Raw genomic sequence first — 19,742 nt, 5'->3', positions numbered from 1 at the left:
TAAAAGATTATGCTGAAAATATTATTATTTATATCTTTAATCATATCAACTTTAACAAATTTCAATCAAGTGTCAGCAGAAGTCATATCTATTATTCCTTTAAAAAAACCAGATTTATCAAGGGATGAATTAAATAAAAAGATATCCAAGAATATTCTTAAACCCATAAAAAAACCAAACAAAAATCAAAAAAAAAATGTCGAGAAAAAAATAACAGTTGAACCCAAAAAAATTTCAAATTTATCTTTTAAAATTCCCAAAAAAAAACCGACCGTAGTAGGAAAAAAAGGCACAACACGTGTCAAATTATCTAAATATTATAGCAAAAAAGATTTTAGTATTGCAAAAAAAGCAATTTCTGAAATGCAAAAAAGTAGATGGACCTCTTCGCTTAAAATTGCAAAAAAAGCAAAAGATAAATCTATATATAATTTTATTAAATGGAGATATCTTTTAACAGCAGGTAATCAAGCTTCATTCTATGATTACAAAATTTTTATTGATCAGAATAGTCAATATCCAAGAATAAGTAGATTAAGATATCTTGCAGAACACAAATTATCTACAGCAAAAATATCTCCAAAAAAAATCATTAATTGGTTTGATGAGAATAGCCCATCAAGTGGCTATGGAATGATGATATTAGGTGAAAGTTTAATTTTAACAGGAGATAAAACCAAAGGGATTAAGCTTATTAAAGATGGATGGATTACAGCAGATTTATCAAAAAATGAATTAAAATTTTTTAGAAAAAAATTTAGAAAGTACCTTAATGCAGATGATTACATAAAAAGAGCTGATAATCTAGCTTGGAATAGTAAGCACTGGGACTTAAAAAGATTATTAAGGTATCTACCAAAGGATTATGAACTTTTATATACAGCTAGACAAATTTTAATGACAAAAGGTTATGGTGTTGATCAGGCAATAAAAAATGTTCCTGATAAATTTAAAAATGATGCAGGCTTAAATTATGATAGGCTTAAATGGAGAAGAAAAAGAGGTCGTGTAGATTCTTCTGTTGAAATTTTATTAGAAATCAAAAATAACAAAGAGTATTTAGTCCGTCCAGAAAAATGGTGGAAAGAGCGAGAAATTATATCAAGAGCTCTTATCTATAAGAAAAAATATGAAAATGCTTATAAAATTTCAAGCAACCATGGAATGGTAGAAGGCGCTGATTATGCTGCTGCTGAATGGATGAGCGGTTGGATAGCATTGAGTTTTTTAAATGATCCATTAATTGCAAAAGACCATTTTAAAAATTTTTACAACAATGTTAATTATCCTATAAGCACCTCTCGTGGTGCGTTTTGGTTGGGACGAGCTTTTGAAAAATTAGGCAATCGTGAACAATCAACTACTTGGTATAATGAGGCTGCAAAATATCTTACTACTTACTATGGTCAATTAGCTTTTTTAAAATTAAATCCGAATAAAGAATTTGAGCTAAATAAAGATATGTTGGTGGACAATAAATATAGATATATTTTTTTTAATAAAGAATTAGTGAAGATAACTTATCTTTTAGACGAATTAAAAAAAGATAAATATAGTAAGTTTGTTTTAAGACATTTGGCTAATGATAATATTGGCAAAGGAAGTGAAATTTTAGCTGCTGAACTTGCAACCAATATTGAAAGATACGATTTTGCAATACAAATTTCTAAAATATCATCTTATCAAAAAAGATTTCATAATAAATATAACTATCCAATAATTAGTACACCAAAAGCTATTAATGGTCGAAAGATTCCAGAAAGTGCTTTTATTTTATCTATTATAAGACAGGAGAGTGAATTTGATTTAAGTGCTAACAGTCATGCGGGGGCAAAAGGTTTAATGCAGTTAATGCCTTACACTGCAAAATTAGTTTCCAAACAGGCTAAACTTCCGTATTCAAAATCAAGATTAACTACTGATCCAGAATACAATATTAATTTAGGGTCTCACTATATTGCTGGTTTAATTTTACAATATGATGGAGCCTACCCTTTCGCTGTAGCAGCATACAACGCTGGTCCTAATAGAGTTAAATATTGGAAAAAATTAAACAAGAATCCACAAAAAAATCAAATTAATTATGTTGACTGGGTTGAGTTGATAAAATTTAGAGAGACAAGAAACTACGTTCAACGTGTCTTGGAAAATTACAATGTTTATAGATATATTTTAGAGAAAAAACCCATCCTAATGAAAGACTTTTTCAGAGACCAGCCTCTATTTTGATGGCGGAAGAGGAGGGATTCGAACCCTCGGTACAAGTTTCCTCGCACGGTCATTTAGCAAACGACTGGTTTCAGCCTCTCACCCACTCTTCCGTATGACATAGTGTATTAAGTGATTGTATTGAAAATTCAATATTTATAAAGTAATTATTCGATAATTATGAAAAATAAGTATTCAGTATTTTCCTTGATCAAAAATGCTCTTTCACATCATGAGAATTGGCAGAGAGCTTGGAAAGATCCAGCTCCAAAGAAAGAATATGATGCTGTTATTGTTGGTGGAGGTGGTCATGGATTAGCAACAGCTTATTACTTGGCAAAAAAACATAACATGAAAAATATTGCTGTTGTTGAAAAAGGATGGATTGGTGGAGGTAATACTGGGAGAAATACTACAATAATTAGATCAAATTATTTATGGGATGCAAGTGCTGGTCTTTACGATCATGCTTTAAAAATTTGGGAGGGTTTATCTCAAGAACTTAACTACAATGTAATGTTTAGCCAGAGAGGTGTAATGAATCTTGCTCATAATTTGCAAGATGTGAGAGATTTAAAAAGAAGAACTCATGCTAACAGATTGAATGGTATAGACGCTGTTTATCTCAGTACAGAAGAAGTTAAAAAATTTTGTCCTATTATAAATACATCACCTGACATCAGATACCCTGTATTAGGTGGCACATTACAAAGAAGAGCTGGCACAGCGAGACATGATGCTGTTGCATGGGGTTATGCCAGAGGTGCGGATGAAATGGGTGTTGATATAATTCAAAATTGTGAAGTTAAGGGAATTAGTAGAAACGGAGATAGTGTCGATGGTATTGAAACTACAAAAGGTTTTATAAAAACTAAAAAAATTGGAGTGGTTGCCGCTGGACACTCAAGTGTTATAGCAAACATGGCAGGATTAAAATTACCTCTTGAAAGTAAACCTTTGCAAGCTTTAGTATCAGAACCTGTTAAACCAATAATTGATACAGTTGTAATGTCAAATGCAGTACATGCTTATGTTAGTCAATCTGATAAAGGAGAACTGGTTATAGGTGCAGGTACAGATGATTATGTTTCTTACTCACAAAAAGGAAGTCATCAAATTGTTGAAGGAACATTAAATGCAATTTTAGAACTTTATCCAATTTTTAGTAGAATGAGAATGCTAAGACAATGGGGAGGTATTGTAGATATTTGTCCTGATGCTAGCCCAATATTAAGTAAGACATCTGTTAAAGGGCTTTATTTTAATTGTGGCTGGGGAACAGGTGGATTTAAAGCAACACCAGGTTCTGGTGATTTATTTGCACATACAATAGCTAATGATGAGCCTCATAAACTTAATGCTGCATTTAATTTAAATAGATTTATAAGTGGTGACCTTGTTGATGAACATGGTGCTGCAGCGGTTGCTCATTAATGTTTTTAATAAATTGTCCATATTGTGGAGAGCGAGATCATCAGGAATTTAAAGCTGGTGGGGAAGCTCATATAGAAAGACCAAAACAGCCAACAGAATTAAGTGACGATGAATGGGCAGAATATTTATTCATGAGAAAAAATATTAAAGGCGTTCAATTTGAGAGATGGAACCACGCACACGGGTGTAGAAAATGGTTTAATATGGTTAGAGATACATCTAATGATCAAATTAAATTAATTTATAAGATGGGTGAAAAACCCCCTAGCAAATAATATGTCGACTGATTTTAGAGTAAAACCAAGTAAATTTATTGATGAAACTGTAAGAGTTTCATTTAAATTTAATGGAAAAAATTATCATGGATTGAAAGGAGATACGCTTGCATCAGCTCTGCTTGCAAACAACGTTCATTTAGTTGGAAGAAGTTTCAAATATCACAGACCAAGAGGAATAATGACAGCTGGTTCTGAGGAGCCAAATGCGATTGTTCAAATAAGTGATGGCACAAATAGAACGGAACCCAATGTAAGAGCTACTGAAGTAGAAATTTATGAGGGTTTAGAAGCTGCTAGTCAGAACTGCTGGCCTAGTGTTAATTTCGATATAGGAGGAATTAATAATGCTATTTCAGCTTTTTTACCAGCTGGATTTTATTATAAAACTTTCATGTGGCCCGCAAGTTTCTGGGAGAAATATGAATATGTAATCAGGCACTCAGCTGGATTAGGCAAATCACCAACTGAAAAAGACCCTGATGTATATGACCACAGATATGTTCATTGTGATGTATTAGTGGTTGGTGCGGGTATTTCAGGAATATTGGCTGCAAGAAATGCTGCTAAAAATAATTTAAAAACCTTACTTGTTGATGAAAAAAATGAATTGGGTGGATCAACAATTTATCAAAACAATGAATTTGATAGAATTAAAAATCAAAATTCATCTGATTGGCTTAAAAAAGAAATTAAAGAATTAAAAAATATAAAAAATCTTGAAATTAAAACAAGAACTAGTGTTGCTGCGTTTCATGGATACAATTATTTATTAGCAAGAGAAAACTTAACAGATCATTTAGATAATAAAGATAAACAAGGAAAAATCAGACAAAGACTTTTAAAAATAAGAGCTAAAAAAGTTATTCTCGCAACAGGTGCTTTAGAAAGACCACTGATCTTTAATAATAATGACAGACCTGGAATTATGCTTTCATCAGCAGTAAAAAAATATGCAGATTTTTATGGCGTAGTTTCTGGTAAAAAAAATATTTTTTTTACTAATAATGATAGTGCTTACGAAAGTGCTTTTTGTCTTCACAACAAAGGAATAAATGTCGAAGCAATAATTGATATTAGAGAAAGTTCAAATTCAAAGATTGTAAAAGCTGTAGAGGAAGCAGGAATTAAAATTCATTGGTCTCATACAATAGTTGATACAAGAGGGTATAAACGATTAAGCGGTATCTCTGCTATGAAGTTATCTAATGACGGTTTATCTGTTACCGGTAGTAAGATAAATATTTCTTGTGATTGTCTGGGTGTTGCTGGTGGTTGGACACCAGCTGTTCATTTATTTACACAATCTGGTGGAAAATTAAAGTTTGATGAAAATGATAACGTATTTTTGCCAAATAAATATCCGTCTGAACAATTGAGTGTTGGATCTTGTAATGGTGATTTTAAGTTAAAAGAAATTATTAGTAATTTATCAACTAATTTAAAACAATTTTTAAAAATTGATAAGACAGATTTTGACAATATCTTGATAGAAAGTGAAGAAGAAAATTCAAAAAGAAATATTTGGTTGTTACCATCAGATAAACCAATTGGGAAAACCAAACCATTTGTTGATTATCAAAATGATGCAACAGCTAAAGATATAAAATTAGCTTTGAGAGAAGGTTTTAGATCAATTGAACATGTGAAAAGATATACAACAACTGGAATGGGAACAGATCAAGGTAAACTTGGAAATATGCATGCACTTGGAATAATTGCTGATACAGCTGGTGTAAAGATGGGTGAACTTGGAACTACAACTTTTAGACCTCCCTACACACCGTTAACATTTGGAACAATTGTTGGAAGAAACGTTGGTGAATACTTTGATGTTTTTAGAAGAACTCCTATGAACGATTGGCACATAGAAAATAAAGCTGAATTTGAAAATGTTGGTCAATGGAAGAGAGCTTGGTATTACCCTGCAAATGGTGAAACAATGCATGAAGCAGTTCAAAGAGAAAGCACAGCCGCTAGAGAAAGTGCTGGAATATTAGATGCATCAACTTTAGGTAAAATTGATATTCAAGGTACTGATGCTTCAGAGTTTTTAAACAGAGTTTATACAAATGCCTGGTCAAAACTTGGCATAGGTAAATGCAGATATGGTTTGATGCTTAATGAAGATGGAATGGTTTATGACGATGGTGTCACAACGAAACTTGGAGAAAATCATTATTTAATGACTACAACAACTGGTGGTGCTGCCAATGTCTTAGGTAAACTTGAAGATTATTTACAAACCGAATGGCCTGAACTAGATGTTTACCTGACTTCTGTCACTGATCATTTTGCTACAGCTAGTATTTGTGGTCCAAATAGTAAGAAAATTTTAAATAAATTAATTCCTGATTTAGATTTATCTGAAGAAAGTTTCCCTCATATGTCATTTAAAGATGCTCAGATTGGAAATATTAAATGTAGAATTATGAGAATTAGTTTTACTGGTGAGCATAGTTATGAAATCAATGTTCAATCTAATTATGGTAAAGCTATTTGGGAAAAATGTATGGAGGCTGGTAAGGAGTTTAACATTACACCATATGGAACTGAGACTATGCACTTATTAAGAGCAGAAAAAGGATTTATAATAGTGGGTCAAGACACTGATGGAACGATGACACCTATTGATCTTCAAATGGATTGGATAGTAAGCAAAAAGAAATATGATTTTATCGGTAAACGATCACTTTATAGATCTGATACAATGAAAGAAGAGCGTAAACAATTAGTTGGACTTTTAACAGATGATCCAAATATAGTTTTAGAAGAAGGTGCTCAAATCGTTTCTGATTTAAATCAATCTCCAGTTAATATGCTTGGTCATGTAACTTCAAGTTACTACAGTCCAAATTTAAAAAAATCTATTGCTTTAGCTGTTGTAAGAGGTGGAAAAAATATGATGGAGAAAAAATTATTTATTCCAATGGAAGATAAAACAATCAATGTCACTATAGTAAATCCAGTTTTTTTTGACACAGAAAATAAGAGGTTAAATGCTTAATTATAATTCACCGATTGATAATCAGATTAACTATAACGATTTATCCATAAAAGAAATATCTCCTATAATGAAACTTAATTTACGAGGAAGTAAAAGAGAATTCTTTACTACAGTTGGAAAACATCTGGATATGATTTTGCCGACAGAAGCAAATACATCTTCTTCTAGCTCAAAACTCACATCTATTTGGCTTAGTCCTGATGAATGGTTGGTTGTATCAAATGATAAAATTGAAAAAGATACAAATAAATATGATCTTGAAGAAAATCTGTACAATAGTATTTCAAAAACTAGTTTGGGTGCAGTTGTAGATGTAACTGATCAGTTTGTGATGTTAGAATTGAAGGGAGCAAATATATATGAGCTATTTTCTTCTGGTAGTCCGTTTAATTTTAATGATTTTAAAGAAAAAAAAGGGTCTACTACACAAACATTGCTAAACAATATTGATGTAATAATTCATAATAAAGGTGAAAATTTAGCTAATTTATTTGTTAGACGTTCATTTTCTGAGCATTTGTACTCTTGGATGAATGATAGTGCGTCAAGGTTATAAGGTTATTCTTAATTATTTTTGGTTAAAAGAAGTCATGAAAAAACTTATTTTACTTGCACTTATAGTGCTTTTGCCCTTTTCAGTTAACGCAGACTCTAAACTAGATCAAATATTAGCATCTGGTGAATTAAAAGTTGGAACCACAGGAGACTGGGATCCAATGACAATGAAAGATCCTGCCACAAATAAATATAAGGGTTTTGATATCGACGTAATGAATGAATTGGCTAAAGACATGGGCGTAAAAGTTAGTTTTGTTCCGACAGAATGGAAGACTATAGTATCAGGAATTACTTCTGGCAGATATGATATTTCAACAAGCGTTACTAAAACGGCTAAAAGAGCAGAAGTTGCTGGCTTTACTTCTACATATTATAAGTATGGTACGGTGCCACTTGTGCTTAAAAAGAATTTAAACAAATTTTCAACTTGGGACTCATTGAATAAAGATGATGTTAAAATAGCAACTACACTTGGAACTTCTCAAGAGCAAAAGGCAAAAGAATTTTTTCCAAAATCTACTTTAAAATCAGTTGAGGCTCCAGCTAGAGATTTTCAAGAAGTTTTAGCGGGTAGAGCTGATGGAAATATTACTAGTTCTACAGAGGCTAACAAATTAGTGATTAAATATCCTCAATTAGCAATTGTTCAAGATGGTGAAAAAAATCCCGCCTTTTTAGCTATGATGGTTCCTAAAAAGGATATTGTTTGGAATGATTATGTAAGCAACTGGATTGAAAAGAAAAAAAATTCAGGTTTCTTTAAAAAGTTATTGGAAAAATATAATCTTAAGAGCTTATAATCAGTTAGATATTTATTTTTAATTCTCTATAACTTTAAGAGTGAAAAATATTTTTTTTTACTTTTAATAATTCCATTCTCTTCTTGCACAAATCAAGAATTGGGGTGGTTTATTATTTCACCAAATAATGTTGAGGGATTAACAAATCTAAAATTTTTGTTAAGTGGTTTAACAACTACTATTTATATTTCTGTAATATCGATAGCTATATCGATGTTATTAGGCTTGATAATAGCTATCCCCTCTTTGGCTAAAAATAAATTTTTAACCTTTGTTAATATTGGTTATGTTGAGATTGTAAGAGCAGTGCCATTATTGGTTTTAATTTTATGGATTTACTATGGATTACCAATAATGACCGGTATTAGTTTTAGTCCATTTGTTTCTGGAATAATTGCATTGGCTATAAGTGAAAGTGCCTTTCAGGCAGAAATTTTTAGAGCTGGTATAAATTCAATTAAAAAAGCACAATGGGAAGCTGGGAGCTCATTAGGTCTAAATTTTTTCAAAAGATTAAGGCTGGTAATACTTCCTCAAGCAATAAAAAATATTTTACCCGCTATAGGGAATCAATTTGTTTATGTATTAAAAATGTCTTCATTAGTATCAATTATTGGTATTGGTGACTTGACTAGAAAAGCAAATGAATTGGTAGTCACAACCTATAGGCCTTTGGAAATTTATACTTTTTTAATACTAGAATACTTAGTTCTTATTCTGATTGTTTCATTTTTTGTAAGACAGCTTGAAAAAAGATTAAAAGATAAATAAATTTTTACTTAATATGATTTAGCCAATTCCTAACTTCACAAGTTCGATCTTCAAAATTTAATAATTCATTTTCAGCTTTTATGTATGAAATGTGTTTTTGATATTCTTCTTCATTTAAAAAATTTTTATTTTTAAACAATCTCTCTTTTCGACCTGCAATTAGATTAATCATCTGATAATATTCATAATCTGGATGATATTGTAAGCCTATGATTTCAGAATTTCCTACATTAAAACACATGCCCATTACATTATTAACTTTATCACTTGATAAAAGAGTAGCATTTTTTGGTAATTCACTAACTTCATCAAAGTTAAATGCTGGTGTTGTAAATTTATTTTTTTTATCCTTATATATAAAATGTTTATGACCTTCATTGTTAATGATCACATCAGATGCAATTCCAATATGTGCACCATTTTTTCCAGGATTTGCTTTACCTCCTGCTGCTGTCGTACAAACTTGTAACCCCCAACAAATTGCTAGGATCTTATTATTTTGATTAAAGCAATTTGATGCAAAATTGATGTGTTTTTTAATCACATCGGTCATATCATTTATTCTCATTGCGCCACCTGTAAAAATAATACCATTATATTTACTCATATTTTTAATGGCATTACTTGTTTCATCGTCATGACCAGGATTTATAATTTCTGCATTTGTTGACGGATCTATTTTTAAAATTAAATTTTTTAAATTATCTGCTGCCGAGGCTCCAGCAGCTTTAATAAAAAACTCACTATCTTCTCTAATATTACCCTCAACAATTAAAATATTTAAATTACTCATTTAAACAATTCACCAGTCATACTATGCTGATACATTATTTTCATATCTTCTTTGGTCAATTTTTTTGGATTACCGCCTGTAGAAGGATCTGCTAAAGCCATTTCTGACAACCTATCAAGATCAAAATCCTTTTCATCAATCACATCAGATAGTTTATGAGGCATATCTAGTTTTTTTCTTAAATCTAAAACCCATTTAACAAAACCATCAAAAGATCGTTCATCAAGCTCCAAGTAATTACAAATTTTTATTATCTTCTTTTCAATAACACTTTTATTAAAAGTTAATACATAAGGCATGAATATTGAATTGGATAAACCATGATGAATATTATTTAAGGCATTTACAGGATGGCTCAATGAATGAATTGCACCTAATCCTTTTTGAAATGCAGTTGACCCCATACTTGCAGCTGTAAGCATATTTTGACGTGCTTCTATATTTGAACCATTGTTAACAGCTTCAAGTAACCATTCATTAATTATTCTCATACCCTCTAGTGCTATACCATCGGCCATCGGATGATATCCTGGAGCACAATAAGCTTCTAAATTATGAGCTAAAGCATCCATTCCTGTTGCGGCGGTAATTTTTGCAGGTAAACCAAGTGTTAAAACAGGATCAAGAATAACTATTGATGGCAAAAATTTAGGATGAAAAATTATATTTTTTACACCTGTTTCTTCATTTAAAATTACAGATGCACGTCCTGTTTCAGAACCAGTCCCAGCAGTTGTTGGAACAGCAATAATTGGAGCAATTTTATCAGAATTAGCTTTAGTCCAATTATCTCCTACGTCTTCAAAATCCCATAATGACAATGTTTGACCAGACATAAACGCAATAGCTTTACCAACATCTAGGCCACTACCACCGCCAAAAGCTATTACTCCATCACAACTATTTTTATTATAATAATTGGCACCCTCAGTTACATTTGTTCCTGTCGGGTTACCAACGACATTAAAATATAATTCTGTGGAAATTTTATTATCTTCTAATATTGTTAAAGTATTTTTAACAATATCGGTTTCAGCCAAACCTTTGTCTGTTACTAATAATGGTTTTGAAATACCTAAGTTTTGACAAGCTAAGGCAATATCATTAATTCTATTTTCACCTACCCACATTGTTGTTGGATAATTCCAGTTGTATTTTTGCATAATAATATTTAATGTTATATGAAATTAGATGTTGTATATCATTTTCTTAATTAATTTTAACTAAAATATTTATGCAAAAAACAATTACACCTATTGATAATACTGTTTATGTTGAGAGAGAATATCACTCTGACAAAATTGAACAAACTATAAATAATTCAATGAAAGCACAAAAATCTTGGGCTGAACTAGATGTTAAAGAAAGAGTTAAACTATTAACAAAATTTGTTGAAGATTTCCTATCTAAAGGTGACATGATAAGTGAAGAATTAAGCAGACAAATAGGAAGGCCTATTTCACAAGCTGTTGGTGAATTAAATGGTTTTAAAGAAAGAGCTGACTATATGCTATCAATAGCGGAAAAAAAATTAGAAAATATTGATGTAGCTAAAGATAGTAATTTTAAAAGTTTTATTAAAAGAAGGGCTTTAGGAGTAGTTTTTGTAATTGCACCTTGGAATTATCCGTATCTTGTTGCTGTTAACTCTATAATACCAGCAATGGCATCTGGTAATACAGTTATCCTTAAACATTCCGCACAAACACCTTTGTGCGCTGAACAATTATATGAGTCAGCAAAAAAAACTTTGCCCAAAGATGTTTTCAATTACCTGCATTTAAATCATGAAGACAGTCTAAAAGTAGTTTCTGATAAACGAATTAACTTTGTGTCATTTACTGGCTCGGTAAAAGCTGGATATGATGTACAAAGAGCAACTCACAGCAAGTTCATAGATATGGCTTTAGAATTAGGCGGTAAAGATCCAGCATATGCAAGACACGATTGTGATTTAGAAAAAACAGTTGAAAATTTAGTAGATGGGTCTTTTTTTAATTCCGGTCAATCTTGTTGTGGAATTGAAAGAATTTATGTTGATGAAAAAATTTATAATAGTTTTATAGAACTGTTTGCCTCAAAAACTTATAATTATAAACTTGGAGACCCTTTGGATAAAGATACTAATTTAGGTCCTGTTGTAAAATTATCAGCTGCTGATTTTATCTTAAATCAAATGAATAATGCTATTGATAAGGGGGCAAAAAAAATGATTGATGAAAGTAAATTTAATTTCCCCAATAAGCATAAAAATTATTTAGTACCTCAAGTCTTAATTGATGTTAATCATGATATGAGTTTCATGACAGAGGAAACTTTTGGACCATGTGTAGGTATAATGAAAGTTAAAGACGAAAACGAGGCTATAAAATTGATGAATGACAGTCCCTACGGTTTAACAGCTTCTATCTGGACTAAGGACATAGGTGTGGCTGAAAAAATAGGTAATCAAGTTCAAACGGGTACTTTCTATATGAATAGATGTGATTATTTAGATCCAGCTCTTTCTTGGACTGGTGTTAAAGAAACTGGAAAAGGCTGCTCATTATCTGAGATTGCTTATGAAAAATTAACAGCTCCAAAAAGTTTTCATTTAAGAAAAGAACAATAACATGAAATTAAGTTACAAAGGAAAATCAGCTATAATTACCGGTGCATCTGGAGGAATGGGTTTAGAAATTTCCAAAAAATTATCTCAAAACAATATTTCTGTTTTGATGTTGGACCTTAAAAGTCCTAGTTTTGATTTTTTAAAAAAAAATAAAAATTGTGAATTTAAAAAAGTTGACGTAACAAATTTTAAGTCGATGAAAACTCATATCGATAAATTTTACAAAAAGAATAAAAGTATAGATTATTTAGTCAACACCACAGGTGTTCTTTGGTTTGATAGAGATATATCAGCCATTAATATAGATGATAAAATTTGGGATAAAGTTTTTCAAATCAATTTAAAACCAATGGTTTTCCTTTCAAAAATTATTGTTCCTAAAATGATTAAAAATAATTTTGGATCAATGGTTCATATTTCTTCTATAGATGCGTTATCAGGTGATGATAAACCTCAAGACGCATATGGGGCATCAAAAGCTGCTATGATAAGACTTTCTAAATCTTTTGCGATTCAGTTTGCTGGAAACAAAATTAGATCAAATATAATTTTACCTGGACCTATAGATACTGGAATGCAAATTAGATGGAAAAAAAATCCTAAAACAAAAAAAAATTTAGAAAAATTTATTCCATTAAATAAAGTTGGTAAACCTGAGGATATATCAAATGCCTCTATGTTTTTATTAAGTGATCAAGCTAATTATATTACTGGGACTGAACTGATTGTTGATGGTGGTATTACATCAAAGCCTTAATTTTAATTAGGCGCCTTTAAAAAAAAGCGCCTAAAAATATAATCTTTATCTATAAGGATATCCTGCTTTGTCCATTGTTGAAGCATAAGCTTTGAATGCATCAACAACTTTTTTGGCACGAGGACTAATTTTTGAAGTATCGTCCCAAAACTTTTTGGAATCTTCTACAACTTTTCCCCATTCGTTGTCAGGTAGACTTGTAAGTTCCATCTTCTTACCTTCAACACGAAGTTTAGCTTCTCCACCCCAATACCAAACTTGTCTATAATAATGTGAATCATTAATAGACATTCTGTAAAGTGCTTGAAGCTTAGGACTTAATTTATCCCAACTTTTCTGGTTAGCAAAATAAGAACCAAACCAAGCTCCTGTAACAGAGTTAGTTAGTGCATATTTGCAAATGTCAGCCCAACCCACTTCATATGCTTCTGTAAATCCGCACCAGCATACTCCGTCAAGTTCTCCTGTTTGCATAGCAACTTCAACATCATCCCAAGGAACTGTTACTGGAATTAAACCATATTGAGCTAAGAATTTACCAGCTGTAGGGACACCAAATACTCTTAATCCCTTCATATCTGCTAAAGAAGTAACTTTTTTCTTAACAGTGAAAAGATGACATGGATCCCAAGCACTTGTACTTAGCCATTTAACACCTTTAACTTCACTGTAGGCTTCATCCCAAATTTCATTTAAACCATAATATTTAAATAAAGCCGGTACATCCAAGCTGTATCTAGTTGCAAATGGGAAGTATCCTCCAAACACAGAAATATCCACTGGAGATCCCATTGTAGCATCATCACTTTGTACCGCATCAAGTGTACCTGCCTGCATAGCTCTAAACAGCTCATCAGTTGGAACTAATTGATCCGCATAATAAAGTTCAATTTCCATTTCACCATGAGCAGCTTTATTAAATGCTTCTATTTGTGGTTTGATAACGTGTGCACCAAGAGGAGCTCCAGAATATGTCTGTAATCTCCATTTAATCGGGTTTGTTGCTGAAAAAGCATAAGGCGCTTTAATAGTAGTAGCACCTGCAGCTCCTAAGGTTAGTAAACCTGTTTTCTTAATAAATGAACGCCTCTTGTTCGTTATTATTTTTTTATCTTTTTTCACGTGATCTCCTTTACGTAAGTTAAGATAAAAGACTATTATAAATTTTGATGATATGAAACTTAATATTTTATTTTTTTAATAAATAAATTTAAAAAAAAAGATTTAGTTAAACTATGAGTTGAATTTTATCTTGATAAATACTTTTCAGGAAGATACGTAGCTATCTCAGGGAAAATCATGACAATAGCTAGGCCAAAAACCATTATTAATACAAACGGAACTATTGAGCTATAAATATCTTGTAAAGAAATTTCTTTTGGAGCCATGGCTCTCATTAAAAATAGATTGTATCCAAATGGTGGTGTCATGTAAGCAATTTGACAAGTAATCGTATAAAGAACCCCATACCAAATTGGATCAAAACCTAATGCAATAATTAAAGGTACATAAAGAGGCGCAACTATTACAAGCATAGCCGTGTCATCTAAAAACATTCCCATGAGAATATATGAAAGTTGCATCATAATTAAAACACCCCATGGTGAAAGTTGCCATCTTTCGATAAACAATGTTTCAATGGCTCTACCCGCCCCTAAACCATCAAATACTGCACCAAAAGTTAAAGCTGCCAATATAATCCACATAAACATACAAGAAACACCTAATGTCTTTTTTAAAGTAGCATCTAATACTTTTCTGTTGAATCTTTTCTTAAAAATAGAAGCTAATGTTGCTAGTAATGCACCTACTGCAGAACATTCAACTAAACTTGCAATACCCATTAAAAATAATCCTGTCATGAGAAAAAAAATTAAAAAAGGTACTACTCCTGCCTTAAGTAATTTAATTTTTTCTAAAGTTGAAATATTTCTATCTTTTTTAGGTAATGGTGGTCCAAGTTCAGGTTGTAGTTTGCATCTCACATAAATATATATCAAGAATAAAGAGGCCATTAATAACCCTGGTAAAATTCCAGCCATCCATAATTTACTAACAGGTTGACGCGCAATCATTCCATATAAGACCATAACGACGCTTGGTGGAATCAAAATACCTAGCGAACTACCTGCTTGAACAACGCCCGTGATCATTCTTTTGTCGTAATTTCTTTTCAGCATTTCAGGGATAGCTATAGTTGCACCTATTGCCATACCAGCAACACTTAAACCATTCATAGCTGAAATTGCGACCATCATGAACATCGTACCAATAGCCAGACCTCCTTTTAATCCACCAAATAAAACATGAAACATTTTATAAAGGTCACTTGCAATGCCCGATTCTGAAATCATAAAACCCATATAAATAAACAATGGCAAAGTTAACATTGGATACCACTTAAAAAGTTTCCATGTCGCGGTGTAAGGCATTTCAAGAGAACCATCGCCCCAAATCAATAATGCTGAAGCTGCAGCAACAAATCCAATAGCACCGAAAACTCTTTGACCTGTAAACATCATAACAAGCATTGTTACAAACATGAAAAGAGCAATAAATTCATAACTTAAATATTGAGCTAACATAATTATATTTTTCTATTTTTTACGTAAGCTATATTTTTAAACAATGAAGAAAAGGCTTGAAGAAGCATTAACAAAATTCCTATTAACATTAAGGTTTTGATAGGCCAAACATAAGGGGCCCAAGCAGTAAAAAGTTTTTGTTTTGTGTCAATAGTGTAAATTAAACTAGTTATTGATCCAAAAAACAAAATAGCTAAATAGAATATAAGAAAAAAACTTGTAAAAATATCCATTTTAGCTTTTCCTTTTTTTGATAACTTTCCATAAAATAAATCCATTCTTACATGATCATCTGCGAGCATTGAATAACCACCACCCAAAAGATAATATGCCGTAATGGTAAATTGAGCCATTTCTATAATCCACATTAAAGGGTAATTGACAATATTTCTTGTAACAAATGATAAAATTAAAAGAAACATCATGAAGAAAACTCCATACATCACAAACCTACCTACTCTAATACAAATTGAATCTATTATACTTACATAAATTGAAAATATTTTTGGCATAAAGTACTAAAATGTATAATTCATATAGAAATTTCAATCAAACTTTAATTATTTCTTCTATAATCCCATGGATACTTAAATTTCATGCCCCATATACCAATTTTATTAATTCTTGCATAATCTTCATCTGGGATAAACTTTTTTGAATACTTTCTATAAGCAAATGCATAACCACTTCTAACAAGATAACTGGATAAACTTTCATCATTTACAAAACACTCTGCTAAAGTTCTTTTATATTTATCTTTACCTTCACTAATACATATAACTTTGTTATTTCCAATCTTGTCTACAAGAATTTGTTTGGCTGTTATTCCGCAAGGGTTGCTCTGACCTTCTTTAATACAGTTTTGTTTTAATTCTGGCGTGTCTATGCCACTAAATCTAATTTTTTCGCCATTAATTTTGATTGTATCTCCATCCGTTATTTTAATATCTTGTGACTTGGTGTCAGTATAAGTGAAAAAAAGGACTAGTACTGAAGTACTAATAACTAAAATGGCTTTTCTTTTGCTTAAATACATTATTTAAAAAATATCCAATGAAGATGATTAAAGCAATACCCATAACCCAATTAGTTGCCATTATTGTATAAAATATATCATTATAATCACCCCCTCTAATATTAATCACATACCATAAAGATAAAAATGGAAATGCAGTTAATCGTAGAATACTTAAATACAGACTATAAATTGGTTTTTTAAGAGCTTGAAATACCGCTGTTGTAATAAAAAATACTGGATAAATAGGGCCAATTAATGCTGCTACTTTAAGATAAATAGCACCGTGTTTAATTGCTTCTGCGTTATCTGTAAATTGAGATACAAAATATTCTGAGCCAAAAAATAATATTATTCCTGCCCCAACCATAAAAGATGAACCAAACAAAAGAGCTTTTGAGTATAATTCTCTTATTCTATTAAATTTTTTTGCTCCAAAATTTTGACCCCCTATAGAAAGAACTGCTGTGTTTAAACCAATGACTGGTAATAAAAATACTTGCTCAACTCTTAAAGCAGCACCATACCCAGCGGTAGCTAGTTCACCAAATTGACCGATAAAATATAAAATATTGAATATACCAACACCTATAAACAACATACTAAACATTATGGGTAAGGCTTGAGTAAATAATTCTCTCAACATAACAAAGTTAGGAACAAAACACTTTATGTATAAATACTTTCTTAATTTACATGAATTGATCTTATAGGCTAAATAAAATGTTCCTATTGATTGTGAAATTACTGTTGCTATAGCAAGACCACCAATTCCAAAAGCTGGGACAAAACCATAACCCCAAATAAATAATGGGTTTAAAAAAATATTTAAAAAGAAGCTAAAAATTAATACATTTCTATAACTTTTAGTATCACCTTGCGCATTTAAGGCACCATTCAAAGAAATTTGAATCATTACAATAAATGTACCGTAAAAAATAATATCTAAATATTCTCTTGTAAGAGCTACACCTGTTGCATCAGATCCCATCACGCCTAAGAGAAAGTTGGAAGCATTTAAACCAAATAAAGTTACTATTACAGAAGTCAGTATTGCAAAAATTACAGATTGCGCAATAAATAGTGAGGCCTTTTTGATTTTTTTCTCACCTAATAAATTACCAATACAAGCGTTAGTAGCAGCACCAATACCCACACCAACAGCAATGATTACAAAATATATAGGAAAAGATTTAGCAATGGCTCCTATAGCTTCTGCTGAAATTCTACCAGCAAACCAAGTGTCAACTAAATTATAAAAAGTTTGAAATAACGAACCAACACTTGCAGGAATGGTTACTTTTCTTAGAAGGTCCCATATAGGATCTTTTGTTAAATTTATTTGTTTAGACAATTTATTTTTATTTATATTCTTTTTGGAATATATGCTTTGAACCACTCTTTTTAGCAAGATTTATTTGTTCTTGCCTCATTCTAAATCTTACCTTTTGAGATTTTGTCAAATTATCGTGACATTTTGGACAAGAAACACCTTCTTCATATTTTTTTGATTTTTTTTCTTTAGGTGAAATTGGTTTTCTGCAACCACTACACATAAAATAATTTCCAACTTTTAGACCATGTTTAAGACTGATTCTGTTATCAAAAACAAAGCACTCCCCTTTCCACATACTATCTTTTTGCTTAATATTTTTTAAATAATTTAAAATACCTCCATTTAATTGATAGATATTTTTAAAACCTTTATTCTTTAAATATACAGATGTCTTTTCACACCTAACACCACCTGTGCAAAACATAGCTACTGGTTTATTTTTTTTTAGCTTATTCAAGTATTCAGGAAAATCTCTAAAATTATTTACATTTGGATTTACTGATTTTTTGAATGTTCCTACATCAAATTCAAATGGCTTTCTTGTATCAATTATGTGTGTATCTTTTTTTTTAATTAATTTATTCCATTCTTTTGGATCTAAATGTGTTTCCAAATTTCTTTCTTTAGAACTTAATATTAAATTCATTGGGACAATTTCTTTTTTAATTTTTACTTTAGGTTTGTGAAAAGGTTGAAATGAAGATTTTGAATTATTGCTATTATCAAAATTCTTAAATGAAAATAGAGATTTAAGTTTTTTAATTGTTTTGTCTATATCTTTAACTTGACCAGATATAGTTCCATTTAAGCCCTCTTTAGCAATAATAATAGTTCCTCTTATATTATTTTTAATAAAGAATTTTTGCATAGAATCTTTATTCTTTTTTAAAGATGTTACTTTTACAAATTTATAAAAACCAAAAACTTTAAACATTATAAAACTCTACAAACTGTCATGCCGTCTCCTAAAGGAATTATAATTTGCTCAACTCGGTTATCATTAGCAATATGGGCATTAAATTCTCTTATGTTTACTGTATATTTGTCTAAATTTTTCTTATCAGCAACCTCTCCATGCCACAAAACATTATCAATAATTATTAGACCACCTTTATCAATTAGCTTTAATGATCTTTCGTAATATTCTTTGTAATTTAATTTATCTGCATCAATAAAAACCATATCAAATTTATCATGTTTAAGATCTTCTAAGCTTTCTAAAGCTGGTTTTATAATTGTTTTAATCTTGTGATCTTGGTTTGCTTTTTTAAAAAAATTTAATGCCACATTGTTAGTTTTTTCATTTTTATCAAGCGCTATAAGCCTGCCATCTTCTGGTAAAGCAAGTGAAATTGAAAGCGCACTTAACCCTGTAAAAGTTCCAATTTCTAGTACATTTTTTATATTTGAAATTTTTATAATTAAATGCAAAAAAAAACATTGAGATGGATCAACTTGCATTCTTTTGATGTCCCCTAAAGTATTATTGTAATTAATTATTTCTTGCTGAATTGGATTTAACTTTAGTCCAAAGTCATTGATATAACTTTGTAATTTTTCTGTTATTTCAAGATTTTTTCCCATAAAAACAT

At 30.8% G+C, this 19,742-nt stretch carries 18 protein-coding genes and 1 tRNA gene; 9 read left to right on the top strand and 10 right to left on the bottom strand.

The features are described from left to right. Window positions 1-9 precede the first annotated feature (9 nt). The gene (locus ACIJYH_RS02995; RefSeq protein WP_435163920.1) at window positions 10-2,229 is read left to right on the top strand and encodes a lytic transglycosylase domain-containing protein; all 2,220 of its coding nucleotides are present in this window, start codon (window positions 10-12) and stop codon (window positions 2,227-2,229) included. Here the strand turns inward: ACIJYH_RS02995 and ACIJYH_RS02990 are convergent. Continuing rightward, window positions 2,230-2,321, bottom strand: a tRNA-Ser gene (locus ACIJYH_RS02990). 67 nt (window positions 2,322-2,388) lie between these two features. Here ACIJYH_RS02990 and ACIJYH_RS02985 point away from each other — a divergent pair. From ACIJYH_RS02985 to ACIJYH_RS02960, 6 genes are all read left to right on the top strand, one after another. Then, window positions 2,389-3,642, top strand: a complete 1,254-nt coding sequence (locus ACIJYH_RS02985) for a sarcosine oxidase subunit beta family protein (protein ID WP_435098396.1) — start codon at window positions 2,389-2,391, stop codon at window positions 3,640-3,642. After that, window positions 3,642-3,917, top strand: a complete 276-nt coding sequence (locus ACIJYH_RS02980) for a sarcosine oxidase subunit delta (protein ID WP_435163917.1) — start codon at window positions 3,642-3,644, stop codon at window positions 3,915-3,917. The genes ACIJYH_RS02985 and ACIJYH_RS02980 overlap by 1 nt, the downstream gene beginning before the upstream one ends. A 1-nt stretch (window position 3,918) precedes the next feature. Further along, a complete protein-coding gene (locus ACIJYH_RS02975; RefSeq protein ID WP_435163914.1) occupies window positions 3,919-6,924 on the top strand; it encodes a sarcosine oxidase subunit alpha family protein in 3,006 nt (1,001 codons plus the stop codon). After that, on the top strand, window positions 6,917-7,480 hold the full coding sequence (locus tag ACIJYH_RS02970) for a sarcosine oxidase subunit gamma family protein (protein ID WP_435163911.1): 564 nt from the start codon (window positions 6,917-6,919) through the stop codon (window positions 7,478-7,480). The genes ACIJYH_RS02975 and ACIJYH_RS02970 overlap by 8 nt, the downstream gene beginning before the upstream one ends. A 34-nt stretch (window positions 7,481-7,514) precedes the next feature. Then, window positions 7,515-8,282 (top strand): transporter substrate-binding domain-containing protein, encoded by a 768-nt coding sequence (locus tag ACIJYH_RS02965; protein ID WP_435163908.1) that lies wholly within the window; start codon window positions 7,515-7,517, stop codon window positions 8,280-8,282. A 99-nt stretch (window positions 8,283-8,381) separates the two neighbouring features. Next, window positions 8,382-9,053, top strand: a complete 672-nt coding sequence (locus ACIJYH_RS02960; RefSeq protein ID WP_435163905.1) for an amino acid ABC transporter permease — start codon at window positions 8,382-8,384, stop codon at window positions 9,051-9,053. A gap of 4 nt (window positions 9,054-9,057) precedes the next feature. Here the strand turns inward: ACIJYH_RS02960 and ACIJYH_RS02955 are convergent, their stop codons facing one another. Both ACIJYH_RS02955 and ACIJYH_RS02950 read right to left on the bottom strand, forming a co-directional pair. Next, window positions 9,058-9,846 carry a glutamine amidotransferase-related protein gene (locus ACIJYH_RS02955; protein ID WP_435163902.1) on the bottom strand — a complete coding sequence of 263 codons (789 nt, stop codon included), beginning with the start codon at window positions 9,844-9,846 and terminating at the stop codon, window positions 9,058-9,060. Then, window positions 9,843-11,009 (bottom strand): iron-containing alcohol dehydrogenase, encoded by a 1,167-nt coding sequence (locus ACIJYH_RS02950; protein WP_435163899.1) that lies wholly within the window; start codon window positions 11,007-11,009, stop codon window positions 9,843-9,845. Before ACIJYH_RS02950 ends, ACIJYH_RS02955 begins: the two co-directional genes overlap by 4 nt. Window positions 11,010-11,080: 71 nt before the next feature. On the opposite strand from ACIJYH_RS02950, the gene ACIJYH_RS02945 reads away from it, so the two are divergent. Together ACIJYH_RS02945 and ACIJYH_RS02940 are read left to right on the top strand one after the other, a co-directional pair. Continuing rightward, window positions 11,081-12,457, top strand: a complete 1,377-nt coding sequence (locus ACIJYH_RS02945; protein WP_435163896.1) for an aldehyde dehydrogenase family protein — start codon at window positions 11,081-11,083, stop codon at window positions 12,455-12,457. Between the two features lies 1 nt (window position 12,458). Then, a complete protein-coding gene (locus ACIJYH_RS02940) occupies window positions 12,459-13,214 on the top strand; it encodes an SDR family NAD(P)-dependent oxidoreductase (protein WP_435163893.1) in 756 nt (251 codons plus the stop codon). A 45-nt stretch (window positions 13,215-13,259) separates the two neighbouring features. Here the strand turns inward: ACIJYH_RS02940 and ACIJYH_RS02935 are convergent, their stop codons facing one another. From ACIJYH_RS02935 to ACIJYH_RS02905, 7 genes are all read right to left on the bottom strand, one after another. Next, a complete protein-coding gene (locus ACIJYH_RS02935; RefSeq protein ID WP_435163890.1) occupies window positions 13,260-14,336 on the bottom strand; it encodes a C4-dicarboxylate ABC transporter in 1,077 nt (358 codons plus the stop codon). A gap of 125 nt (window positions 14,337-14,461) precedes the next feature. Next, window positions 14,462-15,799, bottom strand: a complete 1,338-nt coding sequence (locus ACIJYH_RS02930; protein WP_435163887.1) for a TRAP transporter large permease — start codon at window positions 15,797-15,799, stop codon at window positions 14,462-14,464. Between the two features lie 2 nt (window positions 15,800-15,801). Beyond that, window positions 15,802-16,311, bottom strand: a complete 510-nt coding sequence (locus tag ACIJYH_RS02925) for a TRAP transporter small permease subunit (RefSeq protein ID WP_435163884.1) — start codon at window positions 16,309-16,311, stop codon at window positions 15,802-15,804. A gap of 44 nt (window positions 16,312-16,355) precedes the next feature. Next, on the bottom strand, window positions 16,356-16,835 hold the full coding sequence (locus ACIJYH_RS02920) for a thermonuclease family protein (protein WP_435163881.1): 480 nt from the start codon (window positions 16,833-16,835) through the stop codon (window positions 16,356-16,358). Further along, a complete protein-coding gene (locus tag ACIJYH_RS02915; RefSeq protein ID WP_435163878.1) occupies window positions 16,798-18,168 on the bottom strand; it encodes an MATE family efflux transporter in 1,371 nt (456 codons plus the stop codon). The genes ACIJYH_RS02920 and ACIJYH_RS02915 overlap by 38 nt, the downstream gene beginning before the upstream one ends. 7 nt (window positions 18,169-18,175) lie before the next feature. Further along, on the bottom strand, window positions 18,176-19,084 hold the full coding sequence (locus ACIJYH_RS02910; protein WP_435163875.1) for a rhodanese-related sulfurtransferase: 909 nt from the start codon (window positions 19,082-19,084) through the stop codon (window positions 18,176-18,178). Next, complete coding sequence (locus ACIJYH_RS02905; RefSeq protein ID WP_435163873.1) at window positions 19,084-19,734, bottom strand: O-methyltransferase; 651 nt, start codon at window positions 19,732-19,734, stop codon at window positions 19,084-19,086. The genes ACIJYH_RS02910 and ACIJYH_RS02905 overlap by 1 nt, the downstream gene beginning before the upstream one ends. Window positions 19,735-19,742: the final 8 nt, after the last annotated feature.

This window comes from Candidatus Pelagibacter bacterium nBUS_25 (assembly GCF_051200975.1).
GTDB lineage: Bacteria > Pseudomonadota > Alphaproteobacteria > Pelagibacterales > Pelagibacteraceae > Pelagibacter.
The sequence above is the reverse complement of the archived record's forward strand: the minus strand, read 5'-3'. Positions and strand labels throughout refer to the sequence as shown.